Raw genomic sequence first — 22728 nt, 5'->3', positions numbered from 1 at the left:
TCCGCTTTTGCTAGCTAAAAGACCAGGCCGATATCGAAACCGATATTGGAAACCCAGAAAAAGTCATTAGCTCGATCATTGTTGGGTCTCTAACATGATCTATAGCAATTCCAGTTTAAGAACTAAATTACTCATAACTAAAAAATACAGGAGACGTATGAAATCGCAAGCATCAGCACGTCCATTAGCCTTGAAGCGGACTGTCACAGCGCTGATGGGCGCCGGTCTGCTCAGCAGCGCCTCGGTGTGGGCACAAGCAGCCGCAGAGACGACGACGGAGCCGGGTGAAGCCCAGACCGTGGTCGTCACCGGCGTCAAGGCATCGCTCATCAAGAGCCTGGCGGTCAAGCGCATCAATGACCAGGTCGTGGAATCGGTTGTCGCCGAAGACATCGGCAAGCTACCCGATAACAACGTCGTCGAAGCGCTGCAGCGCGTGACGGGCATCCAGGTTACCAATCGCGCCGGCGGCGAGGTCGGCGCCTTGTCCATCCGCGGCCTGCCCGATGTCCAGACCACCTGGAACGGCCGCAACATTTTCACCGCCTCGGGCACGCAGGTCGCGCTCCAGGACATTCCCTCGACCCTGGTGCGCCAGATCGACGTCTACAAGACGCGCGACGCCAGCCAGCTGGAAACCGGCATCGCAGGCCAGATTGACGTCAAGTCGCTTCGGCCCTTCGATTTCAAGGGGCCGCAGGTGTCGCTCACGGCGCGCGGGACCTACCTGGATCCTGCGGAGAAGTGGAACCCGCAAGTCAGCGCCATGTTCAGCAATCGCTGGGAAACCGGCATCGGCGAGGTCGGCGCCCTGCTCAATCTGGCGGGCACCAAGACGAAATACCGCAATGAAAGCGTGACGCCGGGCGCCATGGTCCCGTTTACCAGCCCGAATGCGGCCGAGGTTCCGCCAGGTTATACGCCTTTGCAGCGCATCACCGACAACAATATCTGGCCAGCTGGTACCCGTACCGGCCTGCCGATGGCCGCTGGTTCGACCTTGAATTTCAACGGCCAGGCATATCCGTATTACCTGGCGCGCGACGCCATCTTCCAGAGCGACGTCCAGGGTGAACGCGAGCGTCCCGCCGCGAATATCGCCCTGCAGTGGAAGCCGAACAGCGACGCGGTCTACACCTTCGAAACGATGTACAACGGTTATCGCGACAAGGCGTTCAACCAGCTGCTGTTCAGCTTCGTCGACTGGTGGGGCGATCTCGGCAGCAACCCCGCGGGGACGATCACGACCTTCCCGGGAACCAACGTCATCAAGACCCGTACGGTCAATAACGTCTATGGCTTCAACAGCGGCGACTACACCACGTCGAAAACCGATACCTTCGTGTATGCCCTGAACGGCAAGTGGGACATCGGCGACCGCTTGAAGCTGGACGGCGATCTGTCGTACCAGACGAGCGAGTTCGACACGCAATTCACGGCCACCCGGATCGATCGCGTCGCACCGTCCATCAATGTCGACTTCAATGCCGGCGGCGATACCGCGTTCAGCTTCAATAACAATGCCGACCTCACCGACCCGAGCAAGTGGAATGTTGCGGAGTTCTACGATAACGCCAACCGCAACAAGGGCAGCGCCGCGACGGCCAGCCTGTCGGGCGTCTTCGATGCCGGCTGGGGTGCGCTGCAGACGCTCCAGTTCGGCATGCGCCACGACGTGCGCAAGGCGTCGGAGGCCAACCGGACGCAATCGGCCTTCCTGGGCCGCAACCTCGCCTCGCTGGGGCCGGAGTATTCCATTACCAATGCGAACTTCGGCAAGGACATCTCGGACGTTCCGCGCGCATGGGTGGAGCCCAATGCCTACTACATCCGCGACCACATCGACGACTGGCGCAAGCTGTATAACTCGGTCAACAGCAACTTCCTGACCACGGACCAACTGCGGCTGCAGAAGACCTTCGAGATCGAGGAAAAGACGAGCAATCTCTACCTGATGGGCAATTTCCAGAGCGAGCTGTTCGGCAATCGCCTGCGCGCCAATGTCGGCGTGCGCTACACCAAAGTCGATACCGACATGGTCTTCTACAAGGTCGATGCCACCACCAAGGCGGTCACGGCCTCGGGCGCCGACAAGTCGACCAAGAAATTCCTGCCCAGCCTGACGCTGACTTACGACGCGGCCAAGGACGTCGTCACGCGCTTCAACTTTGGTAAAACCCTGCGCCGCCCGAACTTCGGCGATCTGAATCCCGTCCTGCAACTCGCCGACGACGTGTCGCGGGTGGGGTATGGCTCGGGCACTGGCGGCAATCCAGACCTGAAGCCGACGCTCTCGACGAACTTCGACCTGACGGGCGAGTGGTATTTCCAGAAGGACAGCGCACTCTACGGCACTGTGTTCAAGCGCAAGATCGACGGCCTGGTCGTGCCTCTGCGTCGCAGGATCCACGTCGACCCGGCGGACGACCCGTTCCGCGACTCTACCTCGGGCGGCGACCATACGAACGGCTATGACTACGTCATCAACTCGCCGGTCAACGCCTCCGACGGCACGATCAAAGGCATCGAACTCGGCCTGATCTACTTCCCGAAGTGGTTGCCGCGCCCGCTGGAAGGCCTGGGCTTCCAGGGCAGCTTTACCCGACTCAGCTCGTCGCAGAACGTACCAGAGGCCAATAACGCCGGCGAGATCATCGCCCAGCTCGAGACACCGTTCTTCGGCGTCTCCGACCGCTCCTACAACGCCACCCTGGCGTACGAAAAGGGCCCGGTCAGCGCGCGCCTGTCCTACGTCTGGCGTTCCGCATTCCTGGCTGCTAACGAAGCCGCCCTGTTTGCCAACCCGATCGGTATCTGGCGTCAGCCGGAAAAGAGCGTGGACATGCAGATCTCGTACAAGGTCAACGACAGGATGTCGGTCGATGTCGGCGCCATCAACCTGACGAACGAAATGCAGCGGCAGTACTACCACTTCGGCAATGCGGGCAATGAGCAGCTGACCAATTTCGGTACGGTCCAGGTTGGACGCTCGGTCTCGGTTGCCATGCGCTGGAAGATGTAGTCTCCGACGCTCGAATACATCGCGTAGCAAGAAGGGCGTTGCCCGGTTCAGACCGGCAACGCCCGTTTTCATTGGAGCTGTCAGCGCTATCTATTGAAGACTCTGAGCGGGATGCCCAGCAATTGCTTCACGATGCACAGCCGGGTGGGCGCCATGTCTGGCCATACTTGCGAAGCCGTCGCAGAATAAACCGGCCCCGCGCACGTACGCTCCCCAACCCAAAGCGGACAATTCAACGATTGTATTTCGCCAAAAAGTCATCAATCTCCTGATCCGCTGCTGTCCAATTGTTACCACGTGCCTCATGCATGCTGACAAGTCCAAGCAGCTCAATCAAGCTTTCGGCCCGAAAACGCATGCCGTCTTTCTCAGCATACCAGCCGTCGTTTACCGGTGCCGTAACGGTATACGCTTTCTGGCAGAGAACGAGGTAAGCCGGGACTTCCGCGTTGGCAGCTGCACAGAGAAGTGGTTGAGCTTCATTCATACAATATTCCGATGAGTCCAATATCTGAATGTCTTTGGGCCACCTACTTTTGCTTCTGGCCGCAAACAGTCTTATGCAAAGGGCCGCGACCGACCCATGGCGGGAGTTCGTGGTTTGTGAGAGGGGCCATGCCGCACCTGAATCAAGTTGGGTTGCGAAGCGGCCTTGGCTTGGGTGAGCTGTTAGGCCTCTCGATCATGGACTCTGAATCTCGCCGATGCTCTTCGGCGCCGTACCAAATACCGAGACCAGGGCCGAGTGCCTCATAGGCGCCAGGTAGAACTGACGCGGAGTAGAGCTTGGCAACTGCCAGCTTGTTCCTCACATGCCGGTGAATTCTTCCTGAAATCAAGCGCATGGCGTGCCAATCAATGTCTTCGGTTGGTAAAGCGCTGCGCTGCAGCGCGCCCGCCTCATTCCAGTGGCTGAAGCTCGAAGAATGAAGGAGTCCACTCTCAATGCGCCCTTGCGCGAATTGCATGAGACCTGATCCTTCCAGTGAGGTTCGATGACCGCCAATTTCTGGGCGGAGCGCGAAAGTTCGGAAGATGGGGGAATTTGTCACGGTCGGAGACCATGACCTAAGCAGGAAACATCCACCTTTGCGCTCATGCGCAATTGATCGCAAATCGTCGACGGAGCTTAGTTTTCTAATTTCGTGGTCAATCCGAGAATAGGCTTCATAGACAATCAGGTCCGTCTCCGAAAACACAAACTGCATCAAGCTGTAGAAATCTTCGTCGAGACCAAAGAAGTCGAGTTGCGCCATACTAAGCAATCGTTAGAAGTTGCCGTTCAAGGCAGTTTTGCTTTGTCTGTCTTGTAGAAAAGTATTTGGATTACTTCCGCTAATGATTCAACCTTGAGCTTCCGGTGGCCGCGCATGGCCGAAAACAGACCGCTGGAACGGTTCAGTGTACGGGCTTGTTGCTCTCAGGGCAAATAGGAGGTTTTCTCAGGCCTTCCTCACGCTGCGCGAGGAAGGCGGCAGCGCAGGCCCTTGCCCGCGCAAACACGAGGCGCGTTCTTGCCGCGCCTGGGTATCCACCGCGCTTTCCTCTTTTTCAAACCGCCCCGCGAATTACGGTGCGGGTCCGGCGCCTGCGAGCGGCCTGCGCCTGCGCGACAGCGCCATCCCCGCCAGCGCGGCGCCGAGCAGGGACAGCGACGCGGGCTCCGGAACCGTGAACTCATCCATGGCCCATTGCGTGCCGCTGCTGTTGTAGATCAGCAGGGTATCGATACCCGACCAGCCGAGGCCGATCCACAGCGGCGTGGCGGTATCGATCACGTACGATGCGGGGCTGGCATACACCAGCACGCCGTCGCGCCAGCCCTCGAAGGCGAGTTCCTGCTCGAGCCAGGCGGAGGTGAAAAACGCGCCGACGAAATTGAATCCACCGGCCCTGGAGATCGCGGCGGTGCCGCCGTCGTGGTTGAACGCTGCATTGGCGAACGATACCGTGCCGGCCGCATAGCCGCTGCCGGGATAGGCATCGGCCCGGATCGCGCCCAAGCCGTCCCAGTCGAAGCCCGCGTAGCCATTGGCGATCGGCTCGGTTTCCAGGCCTGGCAGGTCATCGAAGCCGATCACACCGGCGGAGGCGCCCGCCGAGGCAAGCAGCAGCGAAAGTGAAAACACTAAATTCTTCATGTTCGTATCCTGTAGTCGTCGTTCGATCAGCGGGCGAGGGCAGTCACTTCGGCGTCGCTCAGGGCCGTGCCGTAGATCCGCAGCTCGTCCATGGAGCCCTTGTAGGGCGTATCCCACCAGTTCACGCCGAGGGCGAAGACGCTGTTCGTGGTGGTGAACACGTTGGGGAAGTTGCCGCCGCTGAAGCGCTTGGTTCCATCCACGTAGACATTGACGGCGCCATTGCGCACCGTGAACGCCAGGTGCGACCAGCGGCCCACCGGGATGTTCATGCCCAGCCCTGCGTCATACCAGGCCGTTCCCGACCACAGCATCGAGGCGCCGCCAACGAAGTCATGCCCTTTCGGCAGCAGACTGATCCAGGAGTCAAGCGTCCTTGCGCCGAAGAAGGTGGTCGTGAGCGCCGTCAGCTGCGCGGGCTTGAGCCAGAGCGACACCGTGTAGTTGTTGCTCGAGATGAGACCGTTCGGCAGGCGGATGCCACTGGCGCCGTTGAAGACGGCGGCATTGCCCCGGACGCCCGCCTCGAAAGCGATGCTGCCGCCGGCGCTGTCGATGCGGCTGCCGACCACCGCGCCCGGCCCGGAAAGGCCGCTGCTGTCGAGCAGGTTGCCTTCGAAGCCGTAGTGCGCCAGCAGGCCGCCGGCCTTGCGCACCGTGACGGTGAAGGTCTTGGTGGCGCTGGCCGTGCCCTTGCTGATGCGCGCGCTCAGGGTCAGGGTGACGTCATTGGCGGCCGGGGTGACGACGCCGGTATTGCTGACGACGGCCGGGTTCGAAGAGGTCCAGGCGATGACGGCGCCGCGCGTCGCCGAGGTCGGCAGGTTCAGGTTGGCGCTCACCGCAGCGGTGTTGCCCAGGCTGAGTTCCGCATGAATCGCATTGACTACCTGCGCATCGGTGCGCGGCACCAGCCGGCTGCCGAACACCGCCACCCCTTCGCGCGACAGGGCCGAGAAGGTCATGGCATAGCTCTGCAACGTTTCGTTCCACTGGTTCAGGAACACGCCCTTGTACGGCGATGCGGCGCCGTTCAAGAACAGCTCGACGTTGTTGGCCCCGGCCAGCCGCCAGCTCCCCGTCACCGCCCCTGTGATCCTGCCATCATTTCCCAGCGTGATCGACTGCGATTTCTTGACCGCGGCCGAGATGTCCTTGCCGTGGTTGACGTACAGGTAGTCGCCGACGACGAACTCGCGGCGCACGGCCGCCGCCTTTTCCTTCGCATAGCGGTAGGGCGCGACGACCGGCCAGCCGTCGGCATTCATGAACATCTGGTGCACGCGGATCTCGTGCTGCTCGCCGCGCTCGGGAAAGCGCGTATGGAAGATCAGGAAGTACTGGCCGGTGGCGGCGTCGTACCAGGCCGAATTGTGGCCGGGCGACACATAGCCGGTGCCGATGCCGGTGCCCGGCTCGCCCAGCTTGCGGTCGAACAGGAAGTTCCCCATCAGCTTGACGCCGTGCGGTGCGATCGAGGCGTCGTCGAACAGCGGCCTGGCCGGATCCGACCTGACCTCGGCCATGTCCTTGCCCTGGGCGTCGAGATAGGGACCGTCCGGCCTGAGCGAACGCGCCACACGCATATTGTAGCCACCATTGGCGTCCAGGCCGCCGAAGGAGGTGAACAGGTAGTAGTGCGAGGTGGCGGGGCTGTACATCACGTAGGCGCCTTCGATGCGGCTATGGTTGCCGCCCATCAGGCGCTTGCCGTATCCCTGGCCGGGCAGGGGCATGCCGTTGCTGGGGTTCATCTGCATGATGAAGATGCCGCCCGAGTAGGAGCCGTAGATCATCCACAGGCGCCCGGCATTGTCGGAAAACACGTGCGGGTCGACCGTGTTCGGATGCTTCATCGCATCGTAGATCGTACCGTCGTGGCTGGCCTGTCCCCACATGCCGGAGCGCAGGATGACGCCCTTGTCGACATACGGGCCCTCGACGCGGTCGGCCACCGCGATCCCCAGCGCCGAGCGGGGAGAGTCGCCCTTGCAGGCGTTGTAGTACATGTAGAACCTGCCGTCGGCAAGCTGCTTCACGTCCGCTGCCCACAAGGTGTCCGATTGCGCCCAGCTGAAAGTTTCGGCCAGCTCGGTGAGCACGTTCGCCGAGCCGCGCAGGAACAGGGGATTGGTGGCGCTGACGCCGCTGGCGATCTGCTGCCAGTTCATCAGGTCGGCGCTTTTGGCGGCGGCGAGGTGGGAGCCGAACACGTACCAGCCATCGTTCGTCTTGATCACGGAAGGATCATGGACCGAGGCGTTCCTGAAGGTGATCGGGGTAAATCCGGCCTGGGCGGCGGCATTCTGGGATAGCAGGGACGAGGCCAGGAGCGCCCCCATCCCCCATCGTGCGAGTGTGATGTTCATTGCATGTCTCCGTAGTTGTAATGGCCGTGGCGCGGAACATGGTCCGGCTGGCGTATGGACGGCATGCACAGGTTGAAGAGTTTCTTGTGTTTTTTCCAATCACATATAAGCATCGGCCGATATCCGGAACGGTATCGGCAGAGACCCGATACTGATGTGTAAAACGATATCGGAACGCTCAAAAAATTGATTGGATTGATCTCAGTCCAGCGCCTACTATCAAAGTCAAAAATGTATAAAAGCAAGCACAGGAGACGTATGACAAGCCCCCCATCCGGCCGCGCTTTGGCGCAGCACACGCAAAAACTCTCCACCCTCGAAAAAGCGGGCTTCGGCGCAGGCGACATGGCGCTCAATGTGGTGATCTCGTCGATGATGCTGATCATCACCTTCTTCTACACCGACATCTACGGCATCCACACGGCCGACCTGGCGGCGCTGTTCGTGGCCGTCAAGGTCGTCGGCGCCGTCGCCGACCTGGCGATGGGCCAGGTGACCGACGCCGTGCTGACGCGCTGGGGGCGCTACCGGCCCTGGCTGCTGCTGCTCGCCGTGCCCTACGGCCTGAGCGTCTTCCTGGTCTTCACCACGCCCGACTGGGGCTATGACGCCAAGCTGGTCTGGGCCTACTCGACCTACATCCTGATGACCCTGATGACGGCGGGCGTCGGCATCCCCTACATCTCCCTGATCAGCGGCCTCACCTCCGATCCGCAGGAGCGCCTGTCGGCCAACGGCTACCGCCTGTTCTTCGCCAAGATCGGCGCCTTCATGGTGACCATCATCGTTCCGCTGCTCGCCAGCTGGTGGGATGCCGGCAACCCGGCCACCGGCTACCAGGCCGCGATGGCGGTGATGGCCGCGATGGGCGTGCTGCTGTTCCTGCTGTGCTTCTTCACCACCACCGAGCGCGTCATCCACAAGGTCGAGAAACAGCCGCTGATGGACCAGGTGCGCGTCCTGATGCGCAATGACCAGTGGCTGATCCTGTGCGCCGTGTGCGTGACCGGCACCATCGGCTACGTGATCCGCGGCTCGGTCGCGATCTACTACGCCAAGTACTACCTCGGCGGCGACACCGCCACCGTCTCGGCCTTCCTGTCCACCGGCGTGGCGGCGGCGATCCTGGCGATGGTGGTGTCCACCTGGACCACCAAGTTCTACTGCAAGGTCAAGCTGTTCCGCAATTCGCAGATCCTGGTCGCCGTCATCAGCCTGATGATCTACTTCCTGGTGCAGCCGGGCGACATCGTGCTGGCCTTCGTCCTGTACTTCATGCTGTCCCTGGTGGTGGACCTGCACGCCCCGGTGTTCTGGTCGGCGATCGCCGAGACCATCGACTATGGCCAGGTCAAGACCGGCAAGCGGGTGTCGGGCTTCGCCTTCGGCGGCATTTCGGTCTGCCAGAAGGCCGGCATGGCGATCGCGGGCGGCATGGTCGGCATCCTGCTGGACTACTTCCACTACCAGCCCAACCAGGAACAGTCGGCGCTGGCGCTGCAGGGCATCGCCCTGATGCTGTCGGTGATCCCGGGCTTCTTCCACTTCCTGATGGGCGTCCTGATGTTCAAGTACCGCATCAGCGACCAGTACTACGACAGCGTCAAGGCCGACATGGCGACCCGCGGCTACGCCGCCGGATAAGAAGGAACACGATGAACCAACGAGAAGCAAGCATGCAAGAAACCGTCCTCAAGCCACTGATCGAACAGCGCGCCGACCCCTATATCTACAGGCACACTGACGGCTACTACTACTTCACGGCCTCGGTGCCGCAATACGATCGCATCGAACTGCGCCGCGCTTCGAGTATCGCCGCACTTGCCGGCGCAGAGACCGTCGACGTGTGGACCAAGCCCGACACCGGCCCTTACTGCGAACTGGTGTGGGCCCCGGAGATCCACTTCAACGAGGGCGCCTGGTACATCTACTTCGCCGCCGCCCCGAGCCGCGAGATCAAGGACAAGCTGTTCCAGCACCGCATGTACGCGATCCGCAACCGGAACGCCAATCCGCTCGAAGGGGAGTGGGAGTTCATGGGCCAGGTCGACACCGGCATCGACAGCTTCTGCCTGGACGCCACCACCTTCACCCACAAGGGGCGCCTGTACTACCTGTGGGCGCAGAAGGACGTCGCCATCGAAGGCAATTCGAACCTCTACATCGCCCCCATGAAGACCCCGTGGCAGATCGAGGGCCGGCCGGTCATGCTGAGCAAGCCGGAATTCGACTGGGAGACGCGCGGCTTCTGGGTCAACGAAGGCCCGTCCGTCGTGCGCCGCGACGGCAGGATCTTCATCAGCTACTCGGCCAGCGCCACCGACGAGAACTACGCGATGGGCCTGCTGTGGGCCGACGAGGAGGCCGACCTGCTCGACCCGACCTCCTGGACCAAGTCGCGCGAGCCGGTGCTGCGCACCTGTTACGAGCACGGCATCTACGGGCCGGGCCACAACAGCTTCACCTATGCCGAAGACGGCGAGACCGTCATGCTGGTGTACCACGCCCGCACCTACACCGAGATCGTCGGCGATCCGCTCTGGAATCCCGACCGCCATACCTTCGTCAAGCCCCTGCGTTGGGACGAGCAGGGCATGCCGGTGTTCGGCCGGCCATCCACCCTCTGAGGAACACGGTGCCACATCCCATCACGCAAGCACCCTTCGGCCTTCTGGAAGACGGCACGGCCATTACCCAGTTCACCTTGAGCAATGCGAATGGCCTGACCGCGAAGATCATCGATTTCGGCGGCATCATCACCGCGCTGCATGCACCCGACCGCGAAGGTCACCTGGCCGATGTGGTGCTGGGCTTCGACACACTGGATGCCTACGAGGGCGACAGCCCCTACTTCGGCGCCCTGATCGGCCGCTACGGCAACCGCATCGCGGGCAGCCGCTTCACGCTCGACGGCCGGGAATACGTGCTGCCGGCGAACGACGGCGACAACCACCTGCATGGCGGGGCAGGGGGCTTCCACAAGGTGAAGTGGCAGGCCAGCGTGGAGGGCGACAGCCTGGTCCTGGCCTACCGCAGCGTGGACGGCGAGCAGGGCTACCCCGGCAACCTCGATGTGGTGGCAAGCTATACGCTGAGCGACGACAACGAGCTGGTGATGCGCCTGCGTGCCGTCACCGACAAGCCGACGCCGGTCAACCTCACCCAGCACAGCTACTTCAACCTGTGCGGCGAGGGGGATATCCTGGATCACCTGCTGACCATCGACGCCGACACCTTCGTGCCGATCGACGCCGGCGCGATCCCCCTGGGGATGCTGTCGCCGGTGACCGGCACGCCCTTCGACTTCCGCACGCCGCGCCCCATCGGCGAACGCGTCGGCCAGCCGGACAAGCAGCTGCGCCATGGCCGCGGCTACGACCACAACTTCGTGCTCAACAAGCCCGACGGAAAAGCGATGACGCGCGCCGCCCACGTGCTCGACCCCGGCTCTGGGCGGGTGCTCGAGCTGTTCACCGAGGAACCCGGCCTGCAGTTCTACAGCGGGAACTTCCTCGACGGTTCACTCGCCGGCAAGGGCCGCAGCTTTGGCCACCGGAGCGGCTTCTGCCTGGAGCCGCAGCACTTTCCGGATTCGCCGAACCGCCCGCGCTTTCCCAACGTGATCCTGCGCCCGGGACAGGTGTACGAGACCGAATCGCGCTTCCGCTTCTCGGTGCAGGGCGGGGGCTGAACGGATGATGCAAGCCTTCCTCGACAACCGGCACGAACTGGGCGAATGCGTCTTGTGGTGCGAGCGCACGGAGCGCCTGCTCTGGACCGACATCCCGGCATGCCGGTTGTGGTCGTATTCGCCATCGACCGGCCGCAGCATGCACTGGCCGATGCCGGAGCGGCTTTGTTCCTTCGCCCTGACGACGAACGACGACTGCCTGCTGCTGGGACTGGCCTCAGGCCTGGCCTTCTTCCGTTTTTCGAGCGGGATGGTGGAGCGCATCGCCGACGTCGAGCCCGGGATTCCAGCCACGCGGATCAACGACGGACGCTGCGACCGCCAGGGCCGCTTCGTGTTCGGCATGTTCAACCAGGAAGACGCGCCGAAGCGGCCGCTGGGCGGCTTCTACCGCCTGAACGCCGACCTGAGCCTCGAACGCCTGCCCATCGGGACCGCGGCTATTGCCAACAGCATCTGCTTCAGCCCGGACGGCCGGCGCATGTACTACGCCGATTCAAGCACGCGCGCGATCCATTGCTGCGACTACGAGCCAGGCGGCCGGCTCGGCGCCTCGCGGGTCTTCGTCGGCGCCGATGCGGCCCCGGGTGAGCCGGACGGCTCCTGCATCGATGCGGACGGCTATCTGTGGAGCACGCGCTGGGGCGCGGGACAAATCATGCGCTTCGCGCCCGACGGCCGGCTTGAGCGCGTGCTGGCACTCGGTGCGCCGCAGCCGAGTTGTCCCGCCTTCGGCGGGGCCGGGCTGTCCACGCTATATGCGACCAGCGCCTTCCTGGGCATGAGCGCCGGCGACCGCGCCGGCGCGCCCTTGTCGGGGGCGCTGTTCCACCAGGACCTCGACGTGCGCGGCCTGCCCGAATCGCGCTTCCTCCTTCCGTGATTCGATAACGATTCCGATATCAATATCGCGAAATAATTGATTGGAAAGTTATCTGGCAGGATTTTAGACTTGTCTTATTGCTGAACAACAAAACGCTGCGCAACCCATTCGAGAGAAGGCCCAAAGCCTTCCGCGGCGAAGCCAACGAGACGAGGAGAATGCATGTCCGAGACGAAAAAGAAGACCACGCTGCGCTCGGCGGCGTGGTTCGGGACCCAGGACAAGAACGGCTTCATGTACCGGAGCTGGATGAAGAACCAGGGCATTCCCGACCATGAATTCCAGGGCAAGCCGATCATCGGCATCTGCAACACCTGGTCCGAACTGACTCCCTGCAACGCCCATTTCCGCAAGCTGGCCGAACACGTCAAGCGCGGCATCCTGGAGGCGGGCGGCTTCCCCGTCGAGTTCCCGGTGTTCTCGAACGGCGAATCGAACCTGCGTCCGACCGCCATGCTGACCCGTAACCTGGCGAGCATGGACGTCGAAGAGTCCATCCGCGGCAATCCGATGGACGCCGTCGTGCTGCTGGTGGGCTGCGACAAGACCACGCCGGCCCTCCTGATGGGCGCAGCCAGCGTCGACCTGCCGACCATCGTCGTCACCGGCGGCCCCATGCTCAACGGTAAGCTGAACGGCAAGGACATCGGCTCCGGCACCGCCGTCTGGCAGCTGCATGAGCAGGCCAAGGCAGGCCAGATCACGATGCACGATTTCCTGTCCGCCGAAGCCGGCCACTCGCGTTCGGCCGGCACCTGCAACACCATGGGCACCGCGTCCACGATGGCCTGCATGGCCGAGTCGCTGGGCACCTCGCTGCCGCACAATGCCGCCATTCCGGCGGTCGATGCGCGCCGCTACGTGCTGGCCCACATGTCGGGCATCCGCATCGTCGAGATGGTGCACGAAGACCTGCGCCTGTCGAAGATCCTCAAGCGCGAGAATTTCGAGAACGCGATCCGCGTGAACGCGGCCATCGGCGGCTCGACCAACGCCGTGATCCACCTGAAGGCCATCGCCGGCCGCGTCGGTGTACCGCTGGAGCTGGAAGACTGGACCGCCATCGGCAAGGGCACCCCGACCATCGTCGACCTGCTCCCGTCGGGTAAATACCTGATGGAAGAGTTCTACTATGCCGGTGGCCTGCCGGGTGTGATCCGCCGACTGGGCGAGGGCGGCCTCCTGAAGCACAAGGATGCGCTCACCGTCAACGGCAAGACCCTGTGGGAAAACTGCCAGGACGCGCCGATCTACAACGACGAAGTCATCCGCAAACTCGACACCCCATTGATCGAGGACGGCGGCATCCGCATCCTGCGCGGCAACCTGGCGCCGCGCGGCGCCGTGCTCAAGCCGTCGGCGGCTTCCCCGCACCTGATGCAGCACCGCGGCCGCGCCGTCGTGTTCGAGGATTTCGACCACTACAAGCAGCGCATTGTCGACCCTGACCTGGACGTGGACGCCAACTCCATCCTGGTGATGAAGAACTGCGGCCCGAAAGGCTACCCGGGCATGGCGGAAGTGGGCAATATGGGCCTGCCGCCCAAGCTGCTGGCCCAGGGCATCACCGACATGGTGCGCATCTCGGATGCGCGCATGAGCGGCACCGCCTACGGGACCGTCGTGCTGCACGTGGCGCCGGAAGCGATGGCCGGCGGCCCGCTCGGCATCGTGCGGGACGGCGACTGGATCCAGCTGGACTGCGCCGGCGGTGGCCTCAACATCGAGCTGTCGGACGAGGAGATCCGCCAGCGACTGGCGGACCGCGCCGAGAACAACAAGCCGGTCCAGCACAGCGGCTACCAGCGGCTCTATCTCGACCACGTGCTGCAGGCGGACGAAGGGTGCGACTTCGACTTCCTGGTCGGCTGCCGTGGGTCGGCTGTGCCCAAGCATTCTCACTGATCGCGCGGGAGCTGGACGCGCGGACGGCAAAGCCGTCCACCCTACGTAGGGTGGGCCTGGGCGGCCCCGCGAGTCCTCCGCCCACGCGTTCAACCGGTGCTCGAATCCTTGCACCGCTATTCGAACATTAATAATTGGGAGACCGGGCCATGCTGCTCGTACAATTCATCAACGAATCCCAGGAACGCCGCATCGGCATCCTGCACGACAACACCATCCGCGTCGTGGGCGGCTTCGCCACCACCCTCGAGCTGGCCCGCGCCGCCATCGCCGCCGGCACGGGCCTCGCGCAACTGGCCGACAGCGCCGCGACCAGCGAGCACCACCAGTACGACGAGGTGGCGCGCGCGGGCCGCATCCTGGCGCCGCTCGACCATCCGGACGCCGCCCACTGCTACGTCACCGGCACCGGCCTGACCCACCTGGGCAGCGCCGACACCCGCGACGCCATGCACAAGAAGATCGGCGGCGACGTCGATACGTTGAGCGACTCGATGAAGATGTTCCGCATGGGCGTCGAAGGCGGCAAGCCGGCGCCCGGTACGGCCGGCGTGCAGCCGGAGTGGTTCTACAAGGGCGACGGCTCGATCGTGCGCGCAACCGGCCAGGAGATCGAGATGCCGGACTTCGCGCTCGACGGCGGCGAAGAGCCGGAGATCGCGGGCCTCTACCTGATCGGCGACGACGGCCGGCCTTACCGCCTCGGTTTCGCCATCGGCAACGAGTTCTCCGACCACGTCACCGAACGCCAGAACTACCTCTACCTGGCCCACTCGAAGCTGCGCAACTGCGGCGTCGGCCCCGCGCTGCTGGTGGGCGAGCTGCCTGGCCACGTGTCGGGCACCTCGCGCATCCTCGACAAGGACGGCCAGGTCCGCTGGGAGAAGGCCTTCGTCAGCGGCGAGCAGAACATGTCGCACACCATCGAGAACCTCGAGTACCACCACTTCAAGTACGGCCTGTTCAACCGTCCGGGCGACGTGCACATCCACTTCTTCGGCACCGCCACCCTGAGCTTCGCCGACAGCATCCAGGTCGCGCCGGGCGAGACCTTCGAAGTGGAGTCGCCGCAGTTCGGCCCGGCCCTGCGCAACCGCCTGGCCGTGCTGGAAACCAGCTTTGCGAAGGTGGAGGCGCTATGAACATCAGCGGCGAAGCCATCATCGGCGGCGCGCACGAGCGCGGCACCGCCGGGTCGTTCAAGGCCTGGGACCCGACGGGGCGCGACTACCTGGAACCCAGCTTCCACATGGTCGATGCAGACCAGATCGACCGCGCCTGCCGGCTGGCGGGCGAGGCCTTCGACGTCTTTCGCGCCACCACCGACGAGCAGCGCGCACATTTCCTCGATACGGTGGCGGAACAGATCATGCTGCTGGGCGACGAGCTGATCGAACGCGCGATGCTTGAGTCCGGCCTGCCGCGCGTGCGCCTGGAAGGCGAGCGCGGACGCACCTGCAATCAGCTGCGCATGTTCGCCGAGCTCCTGCGCGAGGGCTCCTGGCGTGATGCGCGCCTGGACACGCCGCTGCCCGAGCGCACCCCGCCGCGTCCCGACCTGCGCTACCACCTGATCGGCGTCGGTCCGGTGGCCGTGTTCGCCGCATCGAACTTCCCGCTGGCCTTCTCGGTGGCCGGCGGCGACACCGCATCCGCCTTCGCAGCCGGCTGCCCGGTGGTGCTGAAAGCGCATTCCTCGCACCCGGGCACCTCGGAACTGGTGGCGCGCGCCGTCACCAGGGCCGTGCAGCAGTGCGAACTGCCGGCTGGCGTGTTCTCGCTCCTGACCGGCACCGGCAGCCGCATCGGCCAGGCCCTGGTCGGCCACCCGGCCATCCAGGCTGTCGGCTTCACCGGCTCGCGTGGCGGCGGCACGGCCTTGATGGCGGTCGCCGCGGCGCGCAAGCAACCGATTCCCGTGTATGCCGAGATGAGCAGCATCAACCCGGTATTCCTGATGCCGCACGCGCTGGAGCACCGTGCCGAAGAAATCGGCAAGGGTTTTGCCGCCTCGCTGGTGCTGGGCGTGGGCCAGTTCTGCACCAATCCAGGCCTGGTGCTGGCGGTCGAGGGGCCAGGCCTTGCGACCTTCTGCAAGACCGCGCAGGAGGCACTGGACGCGACCGAAGCGGCCGTGATGCTGAACCAGAACATCGCGGACAGCTACCGCAAGGGCGTCGACGCCCTGGCCGGCAACGCGGCGGTAAGCACGCTGGCGCGCCTGGAACACGGCGAGGGCAGGGGCGCGGCCGCCCTGTTCCGCGTGAACGCGGACGAGTTCCTGCAGCGCCACGAACTGCACGAGGAAGTCTTCGGCCCGGCCTCGCTGGTGGTCGTGTGCCGCGACGCCGCCCAGATGCGCGCGGTCGTCGAGGTGCTGGAAGGCCAGCTCACGGCCACGCTGCAGATGGATCCGGAAGACCATACGGAAGCCGGCGCCTTGCTGCCGCTGCTGGAGCGCAAGGTCGGCCGTATCCTCGCCAACGGCTTCCCGACCGGCGTCGAGGTCTCGACCGCGATGGTCCATGGCGGACCCTTCCCGGCCACGGCCGACGGGCGCAGCACCTCGGTGGGCACCGGCGCCGTCAACCGCTTCCTGCGGCCGGTGTGCTACCAGAACCTGCCCCAGGAACTGCTGCCGGAGGCGCTGCGTGACGGGAACCCGCGCGGGATCTGGCGCCGCAGGGACGGCGCATTGACCAAAGAGTAAGTGCGCATCACAATAAGAACGGATGGAGACAAGCATGAAGAAGTTGGCAAGCTACCCCAGCCTGCAGGGCAGGCGGGTATTCGTGACGGGCGGCGGCACCGGCATCGGCGAAGCGATCGTGAAGGCCTTCGTGGAGCAGGGCGCGGTGGTGGCCTTCGTCGACATTGCGAAGGAAGCCAGCGAAGCCCTGTGTGCGAACCTTGCGGCTGCTGGTCACCGCGCACCGGTGTTCCGCTACTGCGACATCACCGACATCCCCGCGCTGCAGCGCACGATGGCGGAACTGGCCGAACAGCTGGGCGACTTCGAGGTGCTCGTCAACAATGCGGCCAACGACCAGCGCCACGATATCGAAAAGGTCACGCTCGACTACTGGAACGAGCGCATCGCCATCAACCAGCGTCCCATGTTCTTCACCGCGCAGGCAGTCCTGCCAGGCATGAAGAAGATGGGCGGTGGCTCCATCATCAATTTCTCTTCCATGTCCTGGCACGCCAAGGGCGCCGGCTATCCGGTCTATGCCACCACCAAGGCGGCGGTCATTGGGCTCACGCGCAGCCTGGCGCGCGACCTCGGCCCCTTCGGCGTGCGCGTCAACACGGTCACCCCCGGCTGGGTCATGACCCAGCGCCAGATCGACCTGTGGGTCGACGAGGCTGCCGAGCTCGAAATCAAGAAGGCCCAGTGCCTGCCCGGCAAGCTGATGCCGGACGATATCGCCGCCATGGTGCTCTTCCTCGGCGCCGACGACAGCAGGATGTGCACGGCGCAGGACTTCGTCGTCGACGCAGGCTGGACCTGAGCGGCAGCGGCTGGACGCCGCCGGCCGAGGCACCACCCATTTCCCTTGTTCCGTCACCCCGGCGCCGGCCGGTGCGACAGGCACTTTCACGCATACCGCCACAATAACAGGAGACTCCACAGTGAAAGCATTGCAACCCACCATCCTTGCCCTGGCCATCCTGGCCGCACCGGCCTTCGCCCAGGTGAACGTCAGCATCGACGCCACCAAACCGGGCCCGGTCATCAACAAGAACGTGTACGGCCAGTTCGCCGAGCACCTCGGCACCGGCATCTACGAGGGGCTGTGGGTCGGCCCGGATTCGAAGATCCCGAACACCCGCGGCTGGCGCAATGACGTGGTCGGCGCGCTGAAGGAGCTGAAGGTGCCGCTGGTGCGCTGGCCGGGCGGCTGCTTCGCCGACGAGTACCACTGGCGCGACGGCATCGGCCCGCGCAACAAGCGCCCGGTGAAGGTCAACACCCACTGGGGCGGCGTGGCCGAGGACAACGCCGTCGGCACCCACGAGTTCTTCGACCTGGTCGAGATCCTCGGCACCGAAGCCTACGTCAACGGCAACCTCGGCTCCGGCACGCCGCAGGAGATGGCCGAGTGGCTCGAGTACATGACGTCGGACACCAAGTCGACCCTGGCCGAGCAGCGCCGCAAGAACGGCCGCAAGGAGCCGTACAAGGTGGCCTTCTTCGGCATCGGCAACGAAGCCTGGGGCTGCGGCGGCAACATGAAGCCGGAGTACTACGCCAACCTGTACAACCACTACGCCACCTTCCTCAAGACCCCGCCGAACGCGCGTCCGAAGATGATCGCCAGCGGCGGCAACGACGACGACACCCGCTGGACCGAGGTATTGAGCCGCGAGGCCGCCAGGGGCACCGACGGCATCAGCTTCCACTTCTACACGCTGCCGACCGGCGTCTGGGAAAAAAAGGGCGCCGCCACCGGCTTCGCGGAAAACGAATGGTTCTCGACCATGCAGCAGACCCTGCGCATGGATGGCCACATCCGCCGCAACGTCGCCATCCTCGACAAGAACGACCCGGAGAAGAAGCTCGGCTTCTATGTGGACGAGTGGGGCACCTGGTACGACGTCGAACCGGGCACCAATCCGGGCTTCCTGTTCCAGCGTAACACCCTGCGCGACGCGGTCGTGGCGGCGCTGAACTTCAACATCTTCCATGCCCACGCCGAGCGCGTGCGCATGACGATGATCGCGCAGATGGTCAACGTGCTGCAGGCGATGATCATCACCGACAAGGAGAAGATGCTCTTGACCCCGACCTACCACACCTACAAGATGTACATCCCGTTCCAGGATGCGACGTCGCTGCCGACGGCGGTGAACAACGACGTCGCCTACTCGGTGGACAACAAGAGCATCCCAGGCATCAGCGCCTCGAGCGCGCGTGGCAAGGACGGCAAGATCTACGTGGCCCTGGTGAACACCAACCCGCGCCAGCCCAGCGACGTCAGCATCGACCTGAAGGGCCAGGCCGCATCGAGCGCGACGGGGCAGGTGCTGACCGCCGAGGCGATGGATGCGCACAACACCTTCGACAAGCCGCAGGCCATCAAGCCGGCGCCGTACAGCGCGAAGGCGGTGAACGGCAAGCTGACCTTGAAGGTGCCGGCCAAGTCGGTGGTCGTCGTCGCAGTCGAATCGTAATACGTAGGGTGGACGGCTCCGCCGTCCGCGCGTTCAAATCACGCGTCGGGCCACGCGCCAGATTTTGGGCCCGCATACTGTGGTTGAACGCGTGGACGGGAGAACCCGTCCACCCTACGGACCTCGACTATTCAGGAGTCCACAATGTCTCTATTCTCCCGCTTCTGCGCCTGTGTACTGGCCCTCGCCGCGGCGCTGCCCGCCTTCGCCGCCCAGGTCGAAGTCCACGACCCCGTGATGGCCAAGGAGGGCAACAAGTACTACCTCTTCAGCACCGGCCCCGGCATCACCTTCTACAGCTCGAGCGACATGAGTTCCTGGAAGCCCGAGGGCCGCGTATTCGCCGGCGAACCCACCTGGGCTAGGCAAGCGGCGCCCACCTTCAACGACCACATCTGGGCGCCGGACATCTACCACCACAAGGGAAAATACTACCTGTACTACTCGGTGTCCGGCTTCGGCAAGAACACCTCCGGCATCGGCGTGACCACCAACACCACGCTCGACCCGCGCGCGCCGAACTACAAATGGGAAGACCAGGGCATGGTCCTGCAGTCGATCCCCGGCCGCGACCTGTGGAACGCGATCGACTCGCACGTGATCGACGACGAACAGGGCACCCCATGGATGTCCTTCGGCTCCTTCTGGTCCGGACTGAAGCTCGTCAAGCTCGACGCCAGCCGCACCAGGCTGGCCGAACCGCAGGAATGGCACACCATCGCGCGCCGCGACCGTTCGGCCTTCGAAGCCGACATCGAACCAGGCTCCGGACATATCGAAGCCCCCTTCATCTTCAGGAAGAACGGTTGGTACTACCTGTTCGCATCCTGGGACCTGTGCTGCAAGGGCAAGGACAGCACCTACAAGGTAGTGGTTGGCCGCGCGAAGTCCGTGACGGGTCCCTACCTCGACCGCCGAGGCGTGGACATGGCCAAGGGCGGCGGCTCGATCGTCATCCAGGGCGACCGCGATTGGAAGGGCCTCGGCCACAACAGCGCCTACACCTTCGAGGGCAAGGATGTCATGGTGCTGCACGCCTACGAGAGCGCCGACCGCTACAAGCAGAAGCTGAAGGTGCTGGAGATGAAGTGGGATGGCGAGGGCTGGCCAGTTCTCGACCAGGCTGATCTCAACCGTTACCAGAGCGTCCGACTGCCATGAAGCCCCGGCTCGCCGCACTTGCGATGCTCCTGACGTCGGCCTGGGCGCAGGCGGCCGAGCTCTTCCCCCTGGCCGACGTGCGCTTGACACCCGGCCCCTTCCTCGACGCCCAGACCACCGACCTGAACTACATGATGGCGATGGAGCCGGACCGGCTGCTGGCGCCATTCCTGCGCGAAGCCGGCCTGGCGACGCGCCAGCCGGGCTACGGCAACTGGGAGTCGACGGGGCTGGACGGGCACATGGGCGGCCACTACCTGTCCGCGCTGGCGTTGATGCATGCCGCGACCGGCGACGCGGAAGTACTGCGCCGCCTGAACTACTTCGTGGCGGAGCTCAAGCGCGCGCAGGAGGCGAACGGCGACGGCTACCTGGGCGGCATTCCCGGCGGCCGTCAGGCCTGGCGCGACATCGCGGCCGGCAAGCTGGAGGCCGACAACTTCTCGGTCAACGGCAAGTGGGTCCCCTGGTACAACCTGCACAAGGTCTATGCGGGCCTGCGCGACGCGCACCGCTATGCCGGCAACCGTGACGCGCGCGCGATGCTGGTCGCGCTGTCCGACTGGGCGCTGCGGCTGAGCGCCCACTTGAGCGAGGAGCAGATGCAGCAGATGCTGCGCGCCGAGCATGGCGGCATGAACGAGATCTTCGCCGACGTGGCGGAGATCACGGGCGAGCGCAAATACCTCGACCTGGCGCTGCGCTTCTCGCACCAGGCAGTGCTGCAGCCGCTGGCGCAGGGGCAGGACAAGTTGACCGGCCTGCACGCCAATACCCAGATTCCGAAGGTGATCGGCTTCAAGCGCATCGCCGACATGACCGGGCGGCAGGACCTGGGCAAAGCCGCGGAGTTCTTTTGGCAGACCGTGGTCGACCGCCGCTCCGTGGCAATCGGCGGCAACAGCGTCAAGGAGCACTTCCACGACACCCAGGACTTCGGCGCGATGATCGGCGAGGTCGAGGGGCCGGAGACCTGCAACACCTACAACATGCTCAAGCTCACGGGCATGCTGTTCCAGACGGAGCAGAAGGGCGGCTACGGCGACTACTACGAGCGCGCGCTGTACAACCACATCCTGTCCTCGCAACGCCCGGGCGGCGGCTTCGTCTACTTCACGCCGATGCGGCCGAACCACTATCGCGTCTACTCTCAGGTGGACAAGGGCATGTGGTGCTGCGTCGGCTCGGGCATCGAGAGTCACGCCAAGTATGGAGAGTTCATCTACGCGTACGAGGGCGATGCGCTGTTCGTGAACCTGTTCATTCCCTCGACGCTGCACTGGCGCGAGAAAGGCGTACGGATTACCCAGTCGACGCGCTTCCCGGACGAGAGCAGCACGCGGCTGACCGTCGATGCGCCGGGGGAGTTCACCATGAAGATCCGCTATCCGGCCTGGGTCGCGGCGGGCAAGATGGTCGTGAAGGTCAACGGCAGGGCGGTCAAGCCCGACGCGGCGCCGGGCGGCTACGTGAGCGTGGCGCGCGCGTGGAAGAAGGGCGACCGGGTCGACGTGCAGTTGCCGATGACCACGCGCCTGGAACAGATGCCGGACAAGTCGAACTACTACGCCGTGCTGCACGGCCCGATCGTGCTGGCGGCGAAGACGCGCCTGTTCGGCGACGAGCAGCTGAACTTCCTTGCCGACGAGTCGCGCATGGGCCATATCGCGGGCGGGCCGGTGTGTCCGCTGGAGGCCGCGCCGATGCTGGTCAGCGATTCGCTTGCGTTCCTGCGCCGCTTCAAGCCGGTCAAGGGCAAGCCGCTGACCTTCACGGCGCGGGGGCTGGTCCATGGCGCTGCAGGCAGCGCGACCGAGTTCATTCCCTTCTTTCGCCTGCACGAATCGCGCTACACGATGTACTGGCAGCATGCGACGCCAGCGAATTTCGAGCGCATGCGGGCTGAGAACACGGCGCGGGAAGCGGACCGGCTGGCGCTGGACGCCCGCACCATCGACCAGGTGGCGCCGGGCGAGCAGCAGCCGGAGTCGGATCACTTCTTCAAGGGCGAGGGTACCGAGGCCGGGGTGAATGGCGGGCGGCACTGGCGTCATGCCAGCAAGTGGTTCAGCTACGAGCTGAAGGATCCGAAAGGGGAGGCGAAGCTGCTGCGGCTGACATTCGCCAAGGCTGACGCCGGGCGGCGCTTCGATATCGAGGTCAACGGCGTGCTGGTGGCGGAGGTCGCGCTCGCGGGCGACGGCAACGCAGAGTTCTATACCGTCGACTACCCGATGCCGGATTCCATCGTGCAGGCAAAGCCGCAAGCGCTGTCGGTCCGCTTTGTGGCCAAGCCAGGCTCGACAGCCGGCGGACTGTACGGATTACGCTTGCTGCGCTAAGGTGTGACGAGAGCGATATCGAATTAGATATCCGATCAG

At 64.2% G+C, this 22728-nt stretch carries 16 protein-coding genes; 12 read left to right on the top strand and 4 right to left on the bottom strand.

Translation table 11 applies throughout. The features are described from left to right. Positions 1–244 precede the first annotated feature (244 nt). Complete coding sequence (locus tag NX780_RS17670) at positions 245–3022, top strand: TonB-dependent receptor (protein WP_258829194.1); 2778 nt, start codon at positions 245–247, stop codon at positions 3020–3022. Positions 3023–3254: 232 nt separating this feature from the next. Here NX780_RS17670 and NX780_RS17665 read toward each other — a convergent pair whose 3' ends face one another. The 4 genes from NX780_RS17665 to NX780_RS25245 form a co-directional block, all read right to left on the bottom strand. Further along, on the bottom strand, positions 3255–3509 hold the full coding sequence (locus tag NX780_RS17665) for a hypothetical protein (protein ID WP_258829193.1): 255 nt from the start codon (positions 3507–3509) through the stop codon (positions 3255–3257). A 142-nt stretch (positions 3510–3651) separates the two neighbouring features. Next, positions 3652–4278: a hypothetical protein gene (locus NX780_RS17660; RefSeq protein ID WP_258829192.1), complete on the bottom strand. Its 627-nt coding sequence runs from the start codon at positions 4276–4278 to the stop codon at positions 3652–3654. Between the two features lie 312 nt (positions 4279–4590). Next, positions 4591–5163 carry a PEP-CTERM sorting domain-containing protein gene (locus tag NX780_RS17655; protein ID WP_258829191.1) on the bottom strand — a complete coding sequence of 191 codons (573 nt, stop codon included), beginning with the start codon at positions 5161–5163 and terminating at the stop codon, positions 4591–4593. Between the two features lie 26 nt (positions 5164–5189). Next, on the bottom strand, positions 5190–7532 hold the full coding sequence (locus NX780_RS25245) for a LamG-like jellyroll fold domain-containing protein (protein WP_307732919.1): 2343 nt from the start codon (positions 7530–7532) through the stop codon (positions 5190–5192). Positions 7533–7790: 258 nt separating this feature from the next. On the opposite strand from NX780_RS25245, the gene NX780_RS17640 reads away from it, so the two are divergent. The 11 genes from NX780_RS17640 to NX780_RS17590 all read left to right on the top strand — a co-directional run bounded on the left by NX780_RS17640 (position 7791) and on the right by NX780_RS17590 (position 22689). Beyond that, the gene (locus tag NX780_RS17640) at positions 7791–9176 is read left to right on the top strand and encodes an MFS transporter (RefSeq protein WP_258829190.1); all 1386 of its coding nucleotides are present in this window, start codon (positions 7791–7793) and stop codon (positions 9174–9176) included. 32 nt (positions 9177–9208) lie between these two features. Further along, positions 9209–10159, top strand: coding sequence for a glycoside hydrolase family 43 protein (locus tag NX780_RS17635; protein WP_258829189.1), 951 nt, complete (start codon positions 9209–9211; stop codon positions 10157–10159). 8 nt (positions 10160–10167) lie between these two features. Continuing rightward, positions 10168–11223: an aldose epimerase family protein gene (locus tag NX780_RS17630; protein ID WP_258829188.1), complete on the top strand. Its 1056-nt coding sequence runs from the start codon at positions 10168–10170 to the stop codon at positions 11221–11223. Between the two features lie 4 nt (positions 11224–11227). Further along, the gene (locus NX780_RS17625) at positions 11228–12106 is read left to right on the top strand and encodes an SMP-30/gluconolactonase/LRE family protein (protein ID WP_258829187.1); all 879 of its coding nucleotides are present in this window, start codon (positions 11228–11230) and stop codon (positions 12104–12106) included. A 162-nt stretch (positions 12107–12268) separates the two neighbouring features. Beyond that, the gene (locus NX780_RS17620) at positions 12269–14011 is read left to right on the top strand and encodes an IlvD/Edd family dehydratase (protein ID WP_258829186.1); all 1743 of its coding nucleotides are present in this window, start codon (positions 12269–12271) and stop codon (positions 14009–14011) included. 149 nt (positions 14012–14160) lie between these two features. Then, complete coding sequence (gene araD1, locus NX780_RS17615; RefSeq protein ID WP_258829185.1) at positions 14161–15153, top strand: AraD1 family protein; 993 nt, start codon at positions 14161–14163, stop codon at positions 15151–15153. Then, positions 15150–16721 carry an aldehyde dehydrogenase (NADP(+)) gene (locus NX780_RS17610; protein WP_258829184.1) on the top strand — a complete coding sequence of 524 codons (1572 nt, stop codon included), beginning with the start codon at positions 15150–15152 and terminating at the stop codon, positions 16719–16721. Before araD1 ends, NX780_RS17610 begins: the two co-directional genes overlap by 4 nt. 34 nt (positions 16722–16755) lie before the next feature. Next, positions 16756–17523: an SDR family NAD(P)-dependent oxidoreductase gene (locus NX780_RS17605; protein ID WP_258829183.1), complete on the top strand. Its 768-nt coding sequence runs from the start codon at positions 16756–16758 to the stop codon at positions 17521–17523. 121 nt (positions 17524–17644) lie between these two features. Beyond that, complete coding sequence (locus NX780_RS17600) at positions 17645–19186, top strand: alpha-N-arabinofuranosidase (protein ID WP_370663625.1); 1542 nt, start codon at positions 17645–17647, stop codon at positions 19184–19186. A gap of 144 nt (positions 19187–19330) precedes the next feature. Then, a complete protein-coding gene (locus NX780_RS17595; protein WP_258829182.1) occupies positions 19331–20347 on the top strand; it encodes an arabinan endo-1,5-alpha-L-arabinosidase in 1017 nt (338 codons plus the stop codon). After that, positions 20344–22689, top strand: coding sequence for a glycoside hydrolase family 127 protein (locus NX780_RS17590; RefSeq protein ID WP_258829181.1), 2346 nt, complete (start codon positions 20344–20346; stop codon positions 22687–22689). Before NX780_RS17595 ends, NX780_RS17590 begins: the two co-directional genes overlap by 4 nt. Positions 22690–22728 lie beyond the last annotated feature (39 nt).

Source organism: Massilia agri, from assembly GCF_024753255.1.
GTDB classification, from domain to species: Bacteria; Pseudomonadota; Gammaproteobacteria; order Burkholderiales; family Burkholderiaceae_D; genus Telluria; species Telluria agri.
The sequence above is the reverse complement of the archived record's forward strand: the minus strand, read 5'-3'. Positions and strand labels throughout refer to the sequence as shown.

Excerpts from the sequence above, each read along its gene's own strand:
- NX780_RS17640 (WP_258829190.1), top strand. The coding sequence starts at position 7,791 with ATGACAAGCCCCCCATCCGGCCGCGCTTTGGCGCAGCACACGCAAAAA.
- NX780_RS17665 (WP_258829193.1), bottom strand. The coding sequence starts at position 3,509 with ATGAATGAAGCTCAACCACTTCTCTGTGCAGCTGCCAACGCGGAAGTC.
- NX780_RS17635 (WP_258829189.1), top strand. The coding sequence starts at position 9,209 with ATGCAAGAAACCGTCCTCAAGCCACTGATCGAACAGCGCGCCGACCCC.
- NX780_RS17660 (WP_258829192.1), bottom strand. The coding sequence starts at position 4,278 with ATGGCGCAACTCGACTTCTTTGGTCTCGACGAAGATTTCTACAGCTTG.
- NX780_RS17625 (WP_258829187.1), top strand. The coding sequence starts at position 11,228 with ATGATGCAAGCCTTCCTCGACAACCGGCACGAACTGGGCGAATGCGTC.
- NX780_RS25245 (WP_307732919.1), bottom strand. The coding sequence starts at position 7,532 with ATGAACATCACACTCGCACGATGGGGGATGGGGGCGCTCCTGGCCTCG.
- NX780_RS17605 (WP_258829183.1), top strand. The coding sequence starts at position 16,756 with ATGAAGAAGTTGGCAAGCTACCCCAGCCTGCAGGGCAGGCGGGTATTC.
- NX780_RS17655 (WP_258829191.1), bottom strand. The coding sequence starts at position 5,163 with ATGAAGAATTTAGTGTTTTCACTTTCGCTGCTGCTTGCCTCGGCGGGC.
- NX780_RS17620 (WP_258829186.1), top strand. The coding sequence starts at position 12,269 with ATGTCCGAGACGAAAAAGAAGACCACGCTGCGCTCGGCGGCGTGGTTC.
- araD1 (WP_258829185.1), top strand. The coding sequence starts at position 14,161 with ATGCTGCTCGTACAATTCATCAACGAATCCCAGGAACGCCGCATCGGC.
- NX780_RS17610 (WP_258829184.1), top strand. The coding sequence starts at position 15,150 with ATGAACATCAGCGGCGAAGCCATCATCGGCGGCGCGCACGAGCGCGGC.
- NX780_RS17595 (WP_258829182.1), top strand. The coding sequence starts at position 19,331 with ATGTCTCTATTCTCCCGCTTCTGCGCCTGTGTACTGGCCCTCGCCGCG.
- NX780_RS17590 (WP_258829181.1), top strand. The coding sequence starts at position 20,344 with ATGAAGCCCCGGCTCGCCGCACTTGCGATGCTCCTGACGTCGGCCTGG.